The sequence below is a fragment of the Streptomyces sp. NPDC093094 genome (assembly GCF_044754345.1).
Lineage (GTDB): Bacteria > Actinomycetota > Actinomycetes > Streptomycetales > Streptomycetaceae > Streptomyces.
This window is the reverse complement of the sequence record NZ_JBIVOX010000003.1, coordinates 552932-567564: the sequence shown is the minus strand read 5'-3', so window position 1 is coordinate 567564 and position 14633 is coordinate 552932. Positions and strand designations below refer to the sequence as shown.

Annotated in this window: 13 protein-coding genes; 6 read left to right on the top strand and 7 right to left on the bottom strand. The window is 72.1% G+C overall.

The window, feature by feature from the left end:
- Positions 1–13 precede the first annotated feature (13 nt).
- From ACIQGV_RS08585 to ACIQGV_RS08570, 4 genes are all read left to right on the top strand, one after another.
- A complete protein-coding gene (locus ACIQGV_RS08585) occupies positions 14–493 on the top strand; it encodes a carboxymuconolactone decarboxylase family protein (protein ID WP_402492347.1) in 480 nt (159 codons plus the stop codon).
- A 726-nt stretch (positions 494–1219) separates the two neighbouring features.
- Positions 1220–1657 carry a Fur family transcriptional regulator gene (locus tag ACIQGV_RS08580; protein ID WP_402492345.1) on the top strand — a complete coding sequence of 146 codons (438 nt, stop codon included), beginning with the start codon at positions 1220–1222 and terminating at the stop codon, positions 1655–1657.
- A gap of 34 nt (positions 1658–1691) precedes the next feature.
- Entirely contained in the window at positions 1692–3917 is a 2226-nt protein-coding gene (gene katG / locus ACIQGV_RS08575; RefSeq protein WP_402492343.1) for a catalase/peroxidase HPI, read from the top strand.
- Between the two features lie 174 nt (positions 3918–4091).
- Positions 4092–4589, top strand: coding sequence for a lamin tail domain-containing protein (locus ACIQGV_RS08570; protein WP_402492341.1), 498 nt, complete (start codon positions 4092–4094; stop codon positions 4587–4589).
- Positions 4590–4791: 202 nt separating this feature from the next.
- On the opposite strand, the gene ACIQGV_RS08565 is transcribed toward ACIQGV_RS08570, so the two are convergent.
- From ACIQGV_RS08565 to rpmG, 3 genes are all read right to left on the bottom strand, one after another.
- On the bottom strand, positions 4792–6516 hold the full coding sequence (locus tag ACIQGV_RS08565) for a lysyl oxidase family protein (protein WP_402492340.1): 1725 nt from the start codon (positions 6514–6516) through the stop codon (positions 4792–4794).
- Between the two features lie 657 nt (positions 6517–7173).
- Positions 7174–7434, bottom strand: a complete 261-nt coding sequence (locus ACIQGV_RS08560; protein WP_402492338.1) for a type B 50S ribosomal protein L31 — start codon at positions 7432–7434, stop codon at positions 7174–7176.
- Between the two features lie 98 nt (positions 7435–7532).
- Positions 7533–7697, bottom strand: a complete 165-nt coding sequence (gene rpmG / locus ACIQGV_RS08555; protein WP_402492336.1) for a 50S ribosomal protein L33 — start codon at positions 7695–7697, stop codon at positions 7533–7535.
- Between the two features lie 235 nt (positions 7698–7932).
- On the opposite strand from rpmG, the gene mgrA reads away from it, so the two are divergent.
- Positions 7933–8976: an L-glyceraldehyde 3-phosphate reductase gene (gene mgrA / locus ACIQGV_RS08550; RefSeq protein WP_402492334.1), complete on the top strand. Its 1044-nt coding sequence runs from the start codon at positions 7933–7935 to the stop codon at positions 8974–8976.
- Positions 8977–8980: 4 nt separating this feature from the next.
- Here mgrA and ACIQGV_RS08545 read toward each other — a convergent pair whose 3' ends face one another.
- Positions 8981–9436 carry a hypothetical protein gene (locus ACIQGV_RS08545; protein ID WP_402492332.1) on the bottom strand — a complete coding sequence of 152 codons (456 nt, stop codon included), beginning with the start codon at positions 9434–9436 and terminating at the stop codon, positions 8981–8983.
- 97 nt (positions 9437–9533) lie between these two features.
- Here ACIQGV_RS08545 and ACIQGV_RS08540 point away from each other — a divergent pair, with 97 nt between their 5' ends.
- The gene (locus ACIQGV_RS08540) at positions 9534–9893 is read left to right on the top strand and encodes a MerR family transcriptional regulator (RefSeq protein ID WP_402492331.1); all 360 of its coding nucleotides are present in this window, start codon (positions 9534–9536) and stop codon (positions 9891–9893) included.
- Between the two features lie 36 nt (positions 9894–9929).
- On the opposite strand, the gene ACIQGV_RS08535 is transcribed toward ACIQGV_RS08540, so the two are convergent.
- The 3 genes from ACIQGV_RS08535 to ACIQGV_RS08525 all read right to left on the bottom strand — a co-directional run bounded on the left by ACIQGV_RS08535 (position 9930) and on the right by ACIQGV_RS08525 (position 14599).
- Positions 9930–10517, bottom strand: coding sequence for a hypothetical protein (locus ACIQGV_RS08535; RefSeq protein WP_402492329.1), 588 nt, complete (start codon positions 10515–10517; stop codon positions 9930–9932).
- A gap of 81 nt (positions 10518–10598) precedes the next feature.
- Positions 10599–13490 carry a hypothetical protein gene (locus tag ACIQGV_RS08530; protein ID WP_402492327.1) on the bottom strand — a complete coding sequence of 964 codons (2892 nt, stop codon included), beginning with the start codon at positions 13488–13490 and terminating at the stop codon, positions 10599–10601.
- Positions 13487–14599 (bottom strand): AAA family ATPase, encoded by a 1113-nt coding sequence (locus ACIQGV_RS08525; protein ID WP_402492326.1) that lies wholly within the window; start codon positions 14597–14599, stop codon positions 13487–13489. Before ACIQGV_RS08525 ends, ACIQGV_RS08530 begins: the two co-directional genes overlap by 4 nt.
- Positions 14600–14633: the final 34 nt, after the last annotated feature.

Sequence of the window (14633 nt, the reverse complement as noted above, 5' to 3'; positions counted from 1 at the left end):
GAAGGAGCCCAGGTTGAACAGCGTCCCCGAGCCCCGCCCCGAGCGGATCTTCGTCGACAAGCAGAGCCCGAAGGCGTATCACGCGCTGGTGCAGACCGCCGAGACCGTGCGCGCCGTCGCCGCCGACGCCGGCCTCGACCGACTGCTGGTGGAGCTGGTCAACCTCCGGGTGTCGCAGCTCAACGGCTGCGCCTACTGCCTGCACACGCACACCCGGGCGGCGCTGCGCGCGGGCGAGACCACCCAGCGCCTGGGCGTGCTCGCGGCCTGGCGCGACGCCGAGCTGTACACCCCCGCCGAACGGGCCGCCCTCGCCCTGGCGGAGGCGACGACCGTCCCGTCCGACATCGCCGCGCGGGACGCGGCCTACGCGGCCGCGCGGGAGGTGTTCACCGAGGACCAGATCTCCGCGGTGATCTGGGTGGCGATCACCATCGGCGCGTTCAACCGGGTCTCGGTCATGAGCGGCCACCCCGTACGGGCCGAGCACTGATCCACTCTCGCACGGCCCCCGCTCCCCCGGAGCGCCGCGGGGTCCGGCAGGACGGCCGGTACGTCGGCAGGCAGCAGCCGTGCGCCGACGGACAGCAGCCGTGCGCCGACGGCGGCTTCCGCGCCCGGGACAGGCGAAGGCGCGGGACGGGCGAAGGCACGGAACGGGCACAGGCACGGGCGCGGGCGCGGACAGTCGGCGGGCGGCACGTTCTCGGCGCACTGCCACGGCAGTTGCGGCCGCCCGCGCCACCGGCCGTCCAGGCGACCGGCCACCCGCGCCGCCTATCACCCACGGCCGCCCGGCGCCCGGGGTCCGGGGTCCGGGGTCCGGGGTCCGGGGTCCGGCGTCCGGGGTCCGGCGTCCGGGGTCCGGCGTCCGGGGTCCGGCGTCCGGGGTCCGGCGTCCGGGGTCCGGCGTCCGGGGTCCGGCGTCCGGCGCCTCAGAGGCCCTCTCGGCGCCGGGGGTTCGCCGACCCGGCCCGCTTCAGCCGGGCGTTCCGCGGCGCGTACGGGTTCGCACCGCGGCGGTGACGGGCCGTGCGCGGCCTCGACGGAAGCGCGCGGGACCGGCACCGCTCGCGCGGGGACCGGCCCGGCGGCGGAGAGCCCGCTCCGGACCTGCGGTCAGGACCCGCGGCCGCACACGTCGTTCGACGGGAGCACATCCGGCTTGGTTCGTTCGTTTCCTTGAATGACTCGTGTTTATGAGGGTAGGTTCGGCGGCATGACCGCATCCGGGACCCCGACGACCGCCGAGGAACTGCGCGGTGCGGGCCTGCGGGTGACGGCCGCCCGCGTCGCACTGCTGGAGACCGTGCGCGCCGGTGACCACCTCGGCGTCGAGGCCCTCGCGGCCGGGGTGCGCGACCGGGTGGGCCACATATCCCTCCAGGCCGTGTACGAGGCCCTGCACGCGCTCACCTCGGCGGGCCTCGTCCGCCGGATCGAGCCGGCGGGCAGCCCGGCCCGGTTCGAGGGACGCGTCGGGGACAACCACCACCATGTCGTCTGCCGATCGTGCGGCGCCGTCGCCGACGTCGACTGCGCGGTCGACGAGGCTCCCTGCCTCACCGCCTCCGACGACCACGGCTTCGCCATCGACGAGGCCGAGGTCATCTACTGGGGCCTGTGCCCCGCCTGTTCCACCACCCGTAGTTCGTGAGCACGTGATCCGCTTACAGTCCGGAAGGATTGCAATGTCCGAGAACCACGACGCAATCGTCACAGACGCGAAGACCGAGGACGGAGGCGGCTGCCCGGTCGCGCACGGTCGCGCCGCGCACCCGACCCAGGGCGGCGGCAACCGGCAGTGGTGGCCGGAGCGGCTCAACCTGAGGATCCTCGCCAAGAACCCCGCCGTGGCGAACCCGCTCGGCGAGGAGTTCGACTACGCCGAGGCGTTCAAGAGCCTCGACCTCGCGGCCGTGAAGCGTGACATCGCCGAGGTGCTCACCACTTCCCAGGACTGGTGGCCGGCCGACTTCGGGCACTACGGCCCCTTCATGATCCGCATGGCCTGGCACAGCGCGGGCACCTACCGCATCAGCGACGGCCGCGGCGGCGCCGGCGCCGGACAGCAGCGCTTCGCCCCGCTGAACAGCTGGCCCGACAACGCCAACCTGGACAAGGCACGCCGCCTGCTGTGGCCGGTGAAGAAGAAGTACGGCCAGCAGATCTCCTGGGCCGACCTGATGATCCTCACCGGCAACGTCGCCCTGGAGTCGATGGGCTTCGAGACGTTCGGCTTCGCCGGTGGCCGCGAGGACGTCTGGGAGGCGGAGGAGGACGTCTACTGGGGCCCCGAGACCACCTGGCTGGACGACCGCCGCTACAGCGGGGATCGTGAGCTGGAGAGCCCGCTGGGCGCGGTCCAGATGGGCCTGATCTACGTCAACCCCGAGGGCCCCAACGGCAATCCGGACCCGGTCGCCGCGGCCCGCGACATCCGCGAGACGTTCCGCCGGATGGCGATGAACGACGAGGAGACCGTCGCCCTGATCGCGGGCGGCCACACCTTCGGCAAGACCCACGGAGCCGGCCCGGCCGACCACGTCGGCGACGACCCCGAGGCCGCGGGCCTGGAGGAGCAGGGCCTGGGCTGGCGCAGCAGCTACGGCACCGGAAAGGGCGCCGACGCCATCACCTCCGGCCTGGAGGTCACCTGGACCGCCACGCCCACCCGGTGGGGCAGCGGCTTCTTCAAGAACCTCTTCGAGTACGACTACGAGCTGACCACCAGCCCGGCCGGTGCCCAGCAGTGGGTCGCGAAGGACGCCGAGGCGATCATCCCCGACGCCTACGACGCGTCGAAGAAGCACCTGCCGACGATGCTCACCACCGACCTGTCGCTGCGTTTCGACCCGGTCTACGAGCAGATCTCACGGCGCTTCCACGAGAACCCGGACCAGTTCGCCGACGCCTTCGCCCGCGCCTGGTACAAGCTGACCCACCGTGACATGGGCCCGGTCGTGCGCTACCTCGGCCCCGAGGTCCCCGCCGAGACGCTGCTGTGGCAGGACCCGCTGCCGGAGCGCACGTACGAGCTGATCGACGCCGACGACGTCGCCGCTCTCAAGGCGAAGATCCTCGACTCGGATCTGACGGTGTCCCAGCTGGTGTCCGTCGCCTGGGCGTCGGCGTCCTCCTTCCGCGGCAGCGACAAGCGCGGCGGCGCCAACGGTGCCCGCGTCCGGCTCCAGCCGCAGGCGAGCTGGGAGGTCAACGAGCCCGACCGGCTGGCGGCCGTGCTGCGCACGCTGGAAGGCATCCAGGAGTCCTTCAACTCCGCGCAGACCGGCGGCAAGCAGGTCTCCCTGGCCGACCTGATCGTGCTCGCCGGCGGCGCCGGCGTCGAGAGGGCGGCCAAGGACGGCGGCTTCGACATCGAGGTGCCCTTCACCCCGGGCCGGGTCGACGCCTCGCAGGACCAGACGGACGTGGAGTCCTTCGCCGCCCTGGAGCCGGCCGCGGACGGCTTCCGCAACTACACGGGCAAGGGCAACCGCCTGCCGGCCGAGTACCTGCTGCTCGACAAGGCGAACCTGCTCACCCTGAGCGCCCCCGAGCTGACCGTCCTCGTCGGCGGCCTGCGCGTCCTGGGCGCCGGTCACCAGCAGTCGCAGCTCGGCGTCCTCACCACGACGCCCGGCGCGCTGACCAACGACTTCTTCGTCAACCTGCTCGACCTGGGCACGACGTGGAAGGCCACCTCCGAGGACGCCCACACCTTCGAGGGCCGTGACACGGCCACCGGTGAGGTCAAGTGGGCGGGCAGCCGTGCCGACCTCGTCTTCGGCTCGAACTCGGAGCTGCGTGCCCTCGCCGAGGTCTACGCGAGCGACGACGCGAAGGAGAAGTTCGTCGGCGACTTCGTCGCCGCCTGGGTCAAGGTCATGGAGCTCGACCGCTTCGACCTCGCCTGATCCTCGCTCCCCCAGGTCCGGGCCGGCCCCCGCGGGCCGGCCCGGACCTGCGCCCGGCCGCCCTTTACCACAGCCCACCTCTTCTTCACGGTTTCCTCACCGAACCTCCATCGTTCCCCCAAGATCTGTGTATGCTCCAGGCTCTCGATCACACCCTTGGGGAGAACTCACCTCATGCGCATACGCATCACCGCCGCCGCGTCCGTGGCCGCCGCGGCAGCACTGGCCCTCACGACGGCCGGCTCCGCGCACGCCACCGAGTACGCGTCGTCCCTGAAGATCAAGGGCATCCAGTACGACGCACCCGGACGTGACTCCAACAGCTGCGCCACCGGCAACACCAGGGCCGAGTACCTGACGCTCAAGAACTACTCGCGGACCGCGACCGTGAACCTCAAGGGCTACAAGGTCAAGGACGCCACGGGCAACGTCTTCACCTTCTCGGCCAACCACTACCTGGAGCCCGGCGACTACGTGAAGCTGCGCGGCGGACGCGGCACCAACTCCGACAGCGGAAACGTCGTCTACCGCCAGAACTGCAACTTCATGTGGAACAACGACAAGGACACGATCTACGTGTACAAGTCGAACGGCAGCCGGGCGGACGTCCACTCGTACACCAAGTCGGCCAACGACTCCGACGGCAACGGGTACATCAACTACCACGGCTGACCCCGGAACCGGCAGCGCGCCGGCCCGTACGGGCACTGCCTCACGCCCCCACGTGCAGATACCCCGCCCAGCGGGTCGGCGCCGCCGGCTGAGCGCTCGCGGCGGTGCCGCCCGCGCGCGTGCGGAGGTTTCGGACGAGAAGGCGGCAGCGCCCGGGACCTGCCGGTGAACGGCGGGTCCCGGGCGCTGTCTCAGGGGTGTGTCACCTGGCGTCGATCAGGTGGTGCGGGGGCACCTGCACCGTGCGGGCGCCCGGCGTGCCGCCGAGGACCACCTTGCGCAGGGCGACGTTGTTGTTGAGGTTGGTCTCCTTCAGCCGCTTCTCGGGGTTGGCGATGACCTGGATGTAGTACGTGCCGTTCGGCAGGCCGGTGATGTCGAAGGACTGGCCGGGACGGTACTGGGTGTAGGTGTCGCCGGAGCCGACGTCGAGGACCTCCCGCACGGACAGCGAGTTCTGCTCACCGCAGGCGGTCGACAGGTCGGTGTTGTGCGGGTGCCAGTTGGCGTTCTTCACCGTGTAGTCGACGGCGTCCGTGTTGGCCAGGCAGAACGCCTCCTTGCCGCTGCGGACCTCCTCGGTGCGGTCCGCGCTCAGCAGGCGGTAGCTGGCGAAGTCGGTGAAGTGCCAGTGCTCGTGCCCGATGCGCGGGTCCCACTCCATGGTGCCGGTGGGGGTGTAGCCCACCTGCTTGCCGTTCGCGTCGTAGAAGTACTGGTAGGCGTCCATCAGGTCCGCGCCCGGGGTACGGAAGCCGTCCACCACCAGCGGTGCCGGGCCGGCGTTCCAGACGTTGGCGCTGAAGGCGAGGTAGTCCTTGCCGGGTACGTCGCCGTCCTCGCCGTCGGTGATGGCGATGTCCCAGGCCGGCAGGGAACGCAGGTCCGGCTTGGGGGTGTTCGCCGGGACGCCCGCACGGCCGGTGGGCCGCTTCGGGTTCGCCCTGAGGGCTGGTGCGATGCGCGAGCCGTCCGTGTGGCCGCGGCCGTCACCGAGGTGGTGGGCGGTGCCGCGGTCCTCCAGGGCGTGCGAGAGGGCCGGCGGGGTGGGGGCGTCGGCGCCGCGCACACCGTAGTGGTGCGCCGCGAGCGCGTCGTGACCCGCCCCGTGGTGGGTCGCGGGGGCGCCGTGTCCCGCGTGGTGGGCGGCACCGCCGTGTCCCGCGTGGGCCCCCGACCGCCGGGCGCCCACACCTACGCCACCGCCGCCGCCACCGCCGTCACTGATCTGCCGCACGGTCACCTTGACGGTGGGACGGTCGTCGGGGATGCCGAACATGTCCCGGTACTTCTTGGCCACGCCGACCTGGGCGGTGTACTCGCCCGCAGGGAGGTCGACCGGCTTGTCGTAGTCGAACGTGGAGGAGTTGGACGCCCAGCCCTTCTCCACGCCCCACACGGAGCCGAGGGTGAACGGGTTGGTCGGGCAGCTCTCCGGATAGTGCGAGTTGGCCGGCGCGTCCGGACGGAGGCGTCCGGAGGCGTTGTTGGGGCAGAAGGTGCCCTTGCTCCTCGCCGCGACCTCACCGGCGGCGTTCTTGACGGTGACCTCCAGGAAACCGGGCAGGCCCGAGAAGTCCTTCACCGTCCCGGCGGGCAGCGTCTTCACGCGGGTGGCGGAGCCGTTGCGGAAGACCTGCTGGGCGACGACGGGGTCCTTGTAGGACTTCCGGGTCACCTTGAACTCCAGCGGAGCCTTGTCGACGGTGAGATACGTACCGAGATCCAGGTAGACCCCGGGTTCCCCCTCCCACCGGTCGATCGTGACGGACTTCGACGCGGCCACCAGCTTGAGCTCGGGCGTGCCGGCCGGGCTCGCCGGGGCGGCACCGGGTGCGGCACCGGCCGCCACGACGACGACGGTGAGTGCGGCGGCCGCGGCGAGCGACGCGCGTTTGATGCGCTTGCGGTGTTGCTGACTGGTCATCGGTTCCTCGTCTGCGCGTGCCATGGTCAGTGGCATCGGACTCGACAGCTCACGGACCCGGCCGTCGTGCCGGGCGCACCCCATGCGCCCAGGACGGACCTGTGAGCAACCTGTGAGACCGGCAAACGGGCTTCGTGGGTTGCCTGTTGGTGCGGAATTCAGCTCATCGGGTGAGAATCCGCCTCACCTCTGCCGAGCGCGGCCGCGAAAACCTCGGCGAGGCGGGCGGCGGGGTTCGCACCGGGTGCCGACGCGGCCGCCGTGCGCACCTGGGACCCGGTGGGCCGTCGGACCCGGTGAGCCGTCGTCCCTTCGTCCTGCCCGGCCTGCCGCTCCCGGGCGGCGTGCCGGCCCGGGAGCGGCACCGGATCCGCTCGCGGTCGGTCCGGGCAAGGACCTCAGCGTGCCGCGGACCCGTTCCGGGTGGACGGGTCCGCCGGGGGGCGCGGCCCGTCCCCACCGCACCCGGCGGTGACCGGCCCGTTGCCGGTGGCGTCCGTCACGATGCGTGCATGGATCGTGACGATGCGACACGTGTCGGCCCGGCCGCGCCGGTGGGCGCGGCCGGGCCGGTGGGCGCGGCCGGGCCGGTGGGCGCGGCCGGGCCGGGCCGGGGAGCCCCGGCGGCGAGCGCCGGGGGGCCGGGGCTCAGGGGTGTCAGCGGCGTGCGGTGCCCGCGCCCCCGTAGCGGCGCTCGAAGCGCTCCACACGGCCCGCGCTGTCCACGATCCGGGTGGTGCCGGTGTGGAAGGGATGGCTCGCCGAGGAGGTGTCGACGTCGATCAGGGGGTGGGAGGCGCCGTCCTCCCACTCGATCGTGCGCGTGCTGTGTGCGGTCGAGCGGATCAGGAACGCGACGCCCGCCGCGCGGTCGCGGAAGACGACCTGGCGGGTCTCGGGGTGGATTCCGTGCTTCACGGGGTGTGCCTCCTCGTCCTCATGGCGTGCCATGGCTTCCCACGGCCTGCGACGGCGGCCGGTGCCCGGCGGACGGACCGCCGGGGCCGGCGCCCGGTTCAGCGCTCTTCGCGGAACGCGACGTGCCGGCCGGCGACCGGGTCGTACTTGCGCAGGATCAGCCGGTCGGGGTCGTTGAGACGGTTCTTGCGCGTCACGTAGGTGACGCCCGTCCCGGCCGTCGACGTCAGCCTGACGACGGGACGCACGGTGCTGCGTGCCATGAGGTTCTCCTTCCGCCCACATCACAGGCCCTTGGCCTGCCCATGTCAGCCACGTGGGGTCCAACAACACCCCCGCCCGGCGCATTCCCGCCGCCCGGCCCGCCGGCCGCCGGAGCGGGGCACGGGCATTCAGAAGCCGCGGCGCTGAATGCGATGAGCCCGGGCTGTTGGACTTACCGATCACACCGGGGCACGCTGGACAGGTCCCCCCATCGCACCACCCGGAGACCACCCGATGAACCACGTCGCGGACCCCGATCGCTACGACGGCACCATGAGCTACCGGCGCACCGGACGCTCAGGGCTCGACCTCCCCCTGCTGTCCCTGGGCTACTGGCACAACTTCGGCGACGACCGGCCGTTCGAGACCCAGCGAGAGATCGCCCTGCGCGCGTTCGACCTGGGCATCACCCACCACGACCTCGCGAACAACTACGGTCCGCCCTACGGCTCCTCGGAGATCAACTTCGGCCGTCTGATGAAGCAGGACCTCGCGCCGTACCGGGACGAGCTGGTGATCTCCACCAAGGCGGGCTGGGACATGTGGCCGGGCCCGTACGGGCAGGGCGGCGGCTCCCGCAAGTACGTGCTCGCCTCGCTCGACCAGTCGCTCACCCGTATGGGCCTGGACCACGTCGACATCTTCTACTCCCACCGGCTCGACGCGAGCACGCCGCTGGAGGAGACGATGGGCGCGCTCGACACGGCCGTCCGCCAGGGCAAGGCCCTCTACGTCGGCATCTCCTCCTACGACGCCGAGCGCACCCGGCAGGCCGCCGGCATCCTGCGCGAGCTGGGCACTCCGCTGCTCATCCACCAGCCGTCGTACAGCATGCTCAACCGCTGGATCGAGACCGACGGGCTGCTGGACGCCGCCGAGGAGGAGGGGTTCGGCGTCATCGGCTTCACCGCGCTGGCGCAGGGGCTGCTGACCGGGCGCTACCTCGACGGCGTGCCCGGGGACTCGCGGGCCGCCCAGGGCACGTCCTTCGACGCGGGCTGGCTGACGGACGACATGCTGCGCCGGCTGCGCGCCCTCGACGACATCGCGGGCCGGCGCGGCCAGACCCTGGCCCAGATGGCACTCGCCTGGGCGCTGCGCGACGACCGGGTCACCTCGCTCGTCGTCGGCGCCTCCCGCGTGGAGCAGCTGGAGCAGAACGTGGCCGCGCTGGAGAACCTCGACTTCAGCGCCGAGGAGCTCGCGGAGATCGACAAGCTCGCCACCGACGGCGGCGTCGACCTGTGGCAGGACGCCCGCCTGGGCAACCTGGGCTGATCCGCTACGCCCCCTGCCCCGCCGCCGGACGGTTCGCCCCGCGCCGTCCGGCGGCACCGGCACGCGCCCGCCACCAGGGCGCCAGCTGTACGACACCCCACGCCGTCTCGACGGCCAGGAACGGCCACAGCACGCCCGAGGCCCCGGCGCCCAGCGCGTACGCCATCCACAGCGAGAACAGCACCCGGGCCGCCCCGTCGTAGAGACCGTGGACCGGCAGGGTCGCCCTCAGCCGCAGGGCGGACCAGACGACGACCACCGAGCCCATCAGGTTCGCGTGGAGGACCTGCATCGGCTCCCGGGCGGGCAGCGCGCCGACTCCGAGCGTCTCTCCGGTCCACGACAGGGCGGCGTGCACCAGGGCGTAGGTCCACGGGGTGACGAACCCCGCGGTGACGACGAGGTCGTACCAGGCGCTCGCCCGGACGAGACGCAGATAGCCGGGCTGGGACGGGTTCATGGTGAGGCTCCGGGGGATCGGGGACGTGGCCGACGACGCCTCATGCTGAACGGTGGAGTACGGTCCAGGGTCAAGTCCACACGGGGGTGAAGACAGCATGCGCATCGGCGAGCTGGCCGCACGGACCGGCCTGAGCAGGGACGCCGTCCGCTTCTACGAGCGGCTCGGCCTGGTCTCCGGCCGACGGCTGGAGAACGGTTACCGGGACTTCCCCGAGGAGACGGTGACCTGGCTGCACTACGTCCGCACCGCACAGTCGCTGGGCTTCACGCTCGCCGAGATCCGCCGCCACGGCGAGGAACTGCTCGACGCGCCGGACTCGGCCGAGGCCCTGTCGGCGCTGTTCGCGGACAAGATCCGGGTCATCGACACCCGCATGGCCGAACTGGCCGCGCTGCGGGCCGAGCTGAGTGAACGCGTCGACACGGGCTGCCCCCTGCGGGCCGGGGCGGGGTGACCCTCGCGGGAGGGTTCCGGGCGCCGGACGGGGCCGTCAGGCGTCCGGGGTGTCCACGCCGAGGTCGTGGCGCAGGACGCGGCGCAGGTCGGACAGGAGGCTCCATGCCTGTTCGATCTGACCGGCCGCGAACGCGTCCAGGGTCGCGGTGTCCGGCGGCGAGGAGAGGTACTGCTTGAGGACGCCGTAGCCGTTGCCGAGTATGTGTCCGGCGGCGCTCACCGTGCTCATCACCGTGTCCGGCGCGATCATCTGCGCCTGCGCGTAGCTCTCACGCTGCGCCGCGCGGTGTTCCTCCAGCTGCTCCGCGCAGACCTCGACGCCGTCGCCCGAGCGCAGTGCGTGCACCAGGTTGATCTGGGAGGTCTGGTACTGGCGGAACGCCGTGTTGAGGGCGATGTAGCAGGTGCGGCGCAGCTCCAGCCGTTCCCGGCGGCGGGCCTCGGCCACCTCCGACCGCCGTATCCGCTCGGCGTGCTCACGCTCGTCGCGCTGCTGGCGGGCGAGGGCCTCCAGCTCCAGCCGTTTGCTCCGGTCGGCCCGGCTCTGCGTCAGCTGCGCGGCCCCCAGCGTGCCGGCGACACCGACCACCGCGACGGCCAGCGCGACCCAGGTCTCCCCCACCTCAACACCCTTTGACTCGAAGGCAGTTGTGATCATTATGGGGCCCGGGGCGGGGCCGCCCCGTCCCGGGCCCCGGTTGTGTCAGGGGGACGCCAGCAGGTCACCGAGCGCGGTCGCCGCCGCCGGGTGACGGCTCAGGAGTGCCGCGCCGCGCGGGGCCGCGGCGGCCGCGGTGTCCCAGGCCCCCTCGCAGCCCAGCAGTCCGGCGAGGGCGTCGCAGGTCTGCGGGTGAGCGGCGAGCAGGGCCGCGCCTCCCGGGGCGCCGGTGTCCGCCGGATCCCATGTGCCCTCGCAGCCCAGCAGTGCGGCGAGGGCGTCGCAGGTCTCCCGGTGCGCGGTGAGCAGGGGCACGCCGCGCGGGCCCGCGGAGCGGCGGGCCGGGCCGGTGGTGTGCTCCGGGCCCGTCCGCCACGGCGGGACCCAGGCGTCCAGGGCGTCCAGGCGGCCGGGGAAGATCCGCCCGGCCTCCCGGATGAGCAGCGGGGCCAGGTCGGCGCCGCCCGAGCGCAGTGTGGTGATCAGGGTCGGCAGCCAGGGCAGCAGCACCGGGTCGGGCAGTTCGGCGAAGGCGCTGGACACGGCCTCGACGACGAAGTCCGTCAGCTGCGGCACCGGCTCCAGCGCGTGCAGGAACCCGCTGAGATAGCGCGGGTACGCGGGGACGACCAGGGGGTTGCCCAGCAGCTCGGCGCAGCGGGTGCGCAGTTCGGCGCGGGTGAGGCGGCCGAGCTGGGTCTGGGCCGCCCAGAGCAGGGCCGTCTTGTCCGGCTCCCGCGGGTGGGACTGGGCGACGGCCAGTTCGAGCTGGGTGCGGTCGCAGCCGAGCGACAGTGCCAGGCTCTCCATGCTGAACAGGAAGCCGAACATGGCCGCGACCTGGCGGACGGTGGCGTCCTCGTCGGTGAACGCCATCGGCAGGAGTGTGCAGTAGTGGGCGTAGCCGGCCTTGACGAAGGACTCGATCCAGCCGGGCAGCACGGGCTCGTTGGTGCGGTAGTACGCGAGCAGCCCGCGTACCCGGCGCAGTACCTCGGGTGCCCCGTCCACGCTGCGTTCCTGCGCCAGCACTTCCAGGGCGCGGGTGCCGAGTTCGTCGGCGAGACGGCGGCTGCGCAGATGGAGGATCGCGTCCTCGACGGCGCGCAGCACGGTCGCGGCCGTGGCCTTCGAGTCGTACGCGGTGCGCCGCAGCCGCTGCTCCAGGACCTGCTCGATGCTGACGCCCTCGTAGCCGAGTTCGATGAGGGCCCGCTGATGGGTGCCGAGGGCGAGGTCCCAGGACTCCTGGAGGGACTTCTCGCCGAGCCGCCGTTCGCCCATGATCGGGCGGGCGGTGCCGTGCGGCATCAGGTACTTCAGGATCCACAGGACGTCGGAGCACTTCTCCAGCTCGGGGCGGGAGGCGATGTCGAGCAGGGCGCGCTGCACTCCGCGCTGCTGGAGCCTGAGGCCGAGCGGGCCGAGGCGGTCGTGGACGTCGCGGGCGAGGGGCGGCAGGGCGTCGTAGCCGACCTGGCCGACGCGGTCGCCGCCCATCATGATCTCGACGAGCCTGCGGACGTCGCGCCGGCCGGGCACGGTGTCCTTCTCGATGCAGGTGACGGCCGCGTCCTGGAAGTCGTACGGCGTCGGCCTGGCCCGGTCGCGCATCCCGGCCAGCAGGATGGACGTCTCGAACACGGCGATGGCGTCGGCGGTGGAGGCGAGGTATCCGTTGCGCCGGGCGGCACGCACGATCTCCACCGACCAGCCGAGCAGTTCGGCCTCGTCGAGCGGGTCGAGCACGGGGGGCCGCCGGAGGAAGCCCGTCAGCCGGTCGGCGGCCGGGGTGTCCGCCACGGGTGCCGGGGGCGCCGCGGTCCTGGCGGGCTTCCTGGTGCCCGCCTGCCCGGCCAGCCGGTAGGGCTTCACCCGGGTCCGTCTGAGGTTCTTCGCCCATTCCGTCGCCGCGATCGACACCGAGCCCGCGGCGAGCCCGAACTGGGCCTCGATGGCCGCGTGGCTCGACGGGATCAGGCCGTACTGCCATGCGGTGGCGGTGCGCGGGGAGATCTCGAAGCCGGCGCTGCCGGCGACGCCGAACTCTTCCACGCGGCTGGCCGCGTGGAAGGCTCCGCAGACGTAGAGGGCGTCGCCGGGGTCGGTCCCGGTGGCGGTGAGGTGCTCGCGCATCCGGGTCCACATGTAGCGCTCGCGGTCCTCGTCGATCCGCACCCGTCGCCCGTCGCCGGGGGCGAGACGGCGGAAGAGACTGCCGACGAGGAACATCACCTGCCGGTAGGTGTCGTGGTCGCTGTCGCCGAGCGGCAGCTCGACGTACTGGTGCCACCACTCCGACCAGTGCCGCACCTTCCCGTGCCGCAGGAGGTGCTCCTCCAGCTCGGCGAACCGGGGCCTCAGGTCGCCGATCTCGACGCCGACCGCGTCGCCGTGCAGCGCGGCCTCCTCCTCGGCGGGCGGCGCGTCGGGATCGGCGGTGTCCGGGGACCCGGGGTCCTCGGACTCGCGCCACTGGAAGACATGGTCGGAGGAGCGGTCGACGAGGACCAGTTCCACGCCCGGGGTGTCCAGGGCGTAGGCGATGGCCTGGTACTCGGCGGACGCCTCGGTGACCGGGGCGACGACCGACAGCGGCGCCCAGTCGGCGGGGAAGCCGTCGACCTCGGTGGCGAACGCCTGCACCGCCACCGGCAGCCGGCAGTTGCGCAGCTCGGTCAGCAGCGGGGCCATGTCCTCGCACAGCTCCAGGTAGACCACCTTGGGCTGCTTCTCACGCAGCCGGCGGGCCATGGCGAGGGCGGAGGCGGGTGAGTGATGGCAGACGGGGAAGATCTCCAGGGGTTCCCGGATCGCCCGGTCGACGTCGTCGACCATGCCCAGGAGGATGCCCTCCAGTGCACGGGGCCCGTCGGCGAACGTCCGCGCCGCCTGCTCCAGCTGGGCGCGCAGCCCGGTGAAGGTGGCTTCGCTCATGACAGGGTCGCGATCGTGTCGCGGCCGCCCTCGAGGAACTCCGGCCAGGAGCCGCCCTCTTCCTTGCTGCGCGGCTCGACCACGCCGTGCAGGTACTTGTTGAGGATGGCGAGGTCCTCGGGTTCGCGCCGGGCGAGGGAGCCGACGAGGGACGAGGCGAGGGTGCGGGCGGTCAGGGCCTGCTCGCCGAAGAAGTTGCTGTGCAGGATGGCGTCCTCCAGGACACCGATCTGTTCGGCCGTGGACAGCGCGGACTCCAGCTTCTCGTCGTCGCTCGCGGCCGCGGCGGAGGAGGCGCGCAGGTCGGCGAAGCTCTGCAGCAGCACGTCCAGCAGCGTGGGCGGCACGTCGAGCTCGATCTGATGGCGGCGCAGCAGTTCCTCGGTGCGGAAGCGGACGATCTCCGCCTCGGCCTTCTTGTCGCCGACGACGGGGATGCGGACGAAGTTGAACCGGCGCTTGAGGGCGCTCGACAGGTCGTTGACGCCCCGGTCGCGGCTGTTGGCGGTCGCGATGATCGAGAAGCCCGGCTTGGCGAACACGATGTTGTCGCTGTCGAGTTCGGGCACGGAGATGTACTTCTCCGACAGGATCGAGATGAGCGCGTCCTGCACGTCGCTGGTGGAGCGGGTGAGCTCCTCGAAGCGGCCGACGGCACCGGACTCCATGGCGGTCATGATCGGCGAGGGGATCATCGACTCCCGGGACTGGCCCTTGGCGATCACCATGGACACGTTCCACGAGTACTTGATGTGGTCCTCGGTGGTGCCGGCCGTGCCCTGCACGACGAGGGTGGAGTTGCGGCAGATCGCGGCGGAGAGCAGTTCGGCGAGCCAGCTCTTGCCGGTGCCGGGGTCGCCGATGAGCAGCAGACCGCGGTCGGAGGCGAGGGTGACGATGGAACGCTCGACGAAGCTGCGGTCGCCGAACCACTTCTGCTGGATCTCGCGGTCCAGGCCGTCGGCGCGCTCGGAGCCCAGGATGAACAGACGGACCATCTTCGGCGACAGACGCCAGGAGAACGGCTTGGGGCTGTCGTCGATCGACTCCAGCCAGTTCAGTTCCTCGGCGTACTTGATCTCGGCGGGGGCGCGCAGCAGGTCGGACATGTGAGGGCCTTTCTGGGAAGGTTCGGGTCTCGGG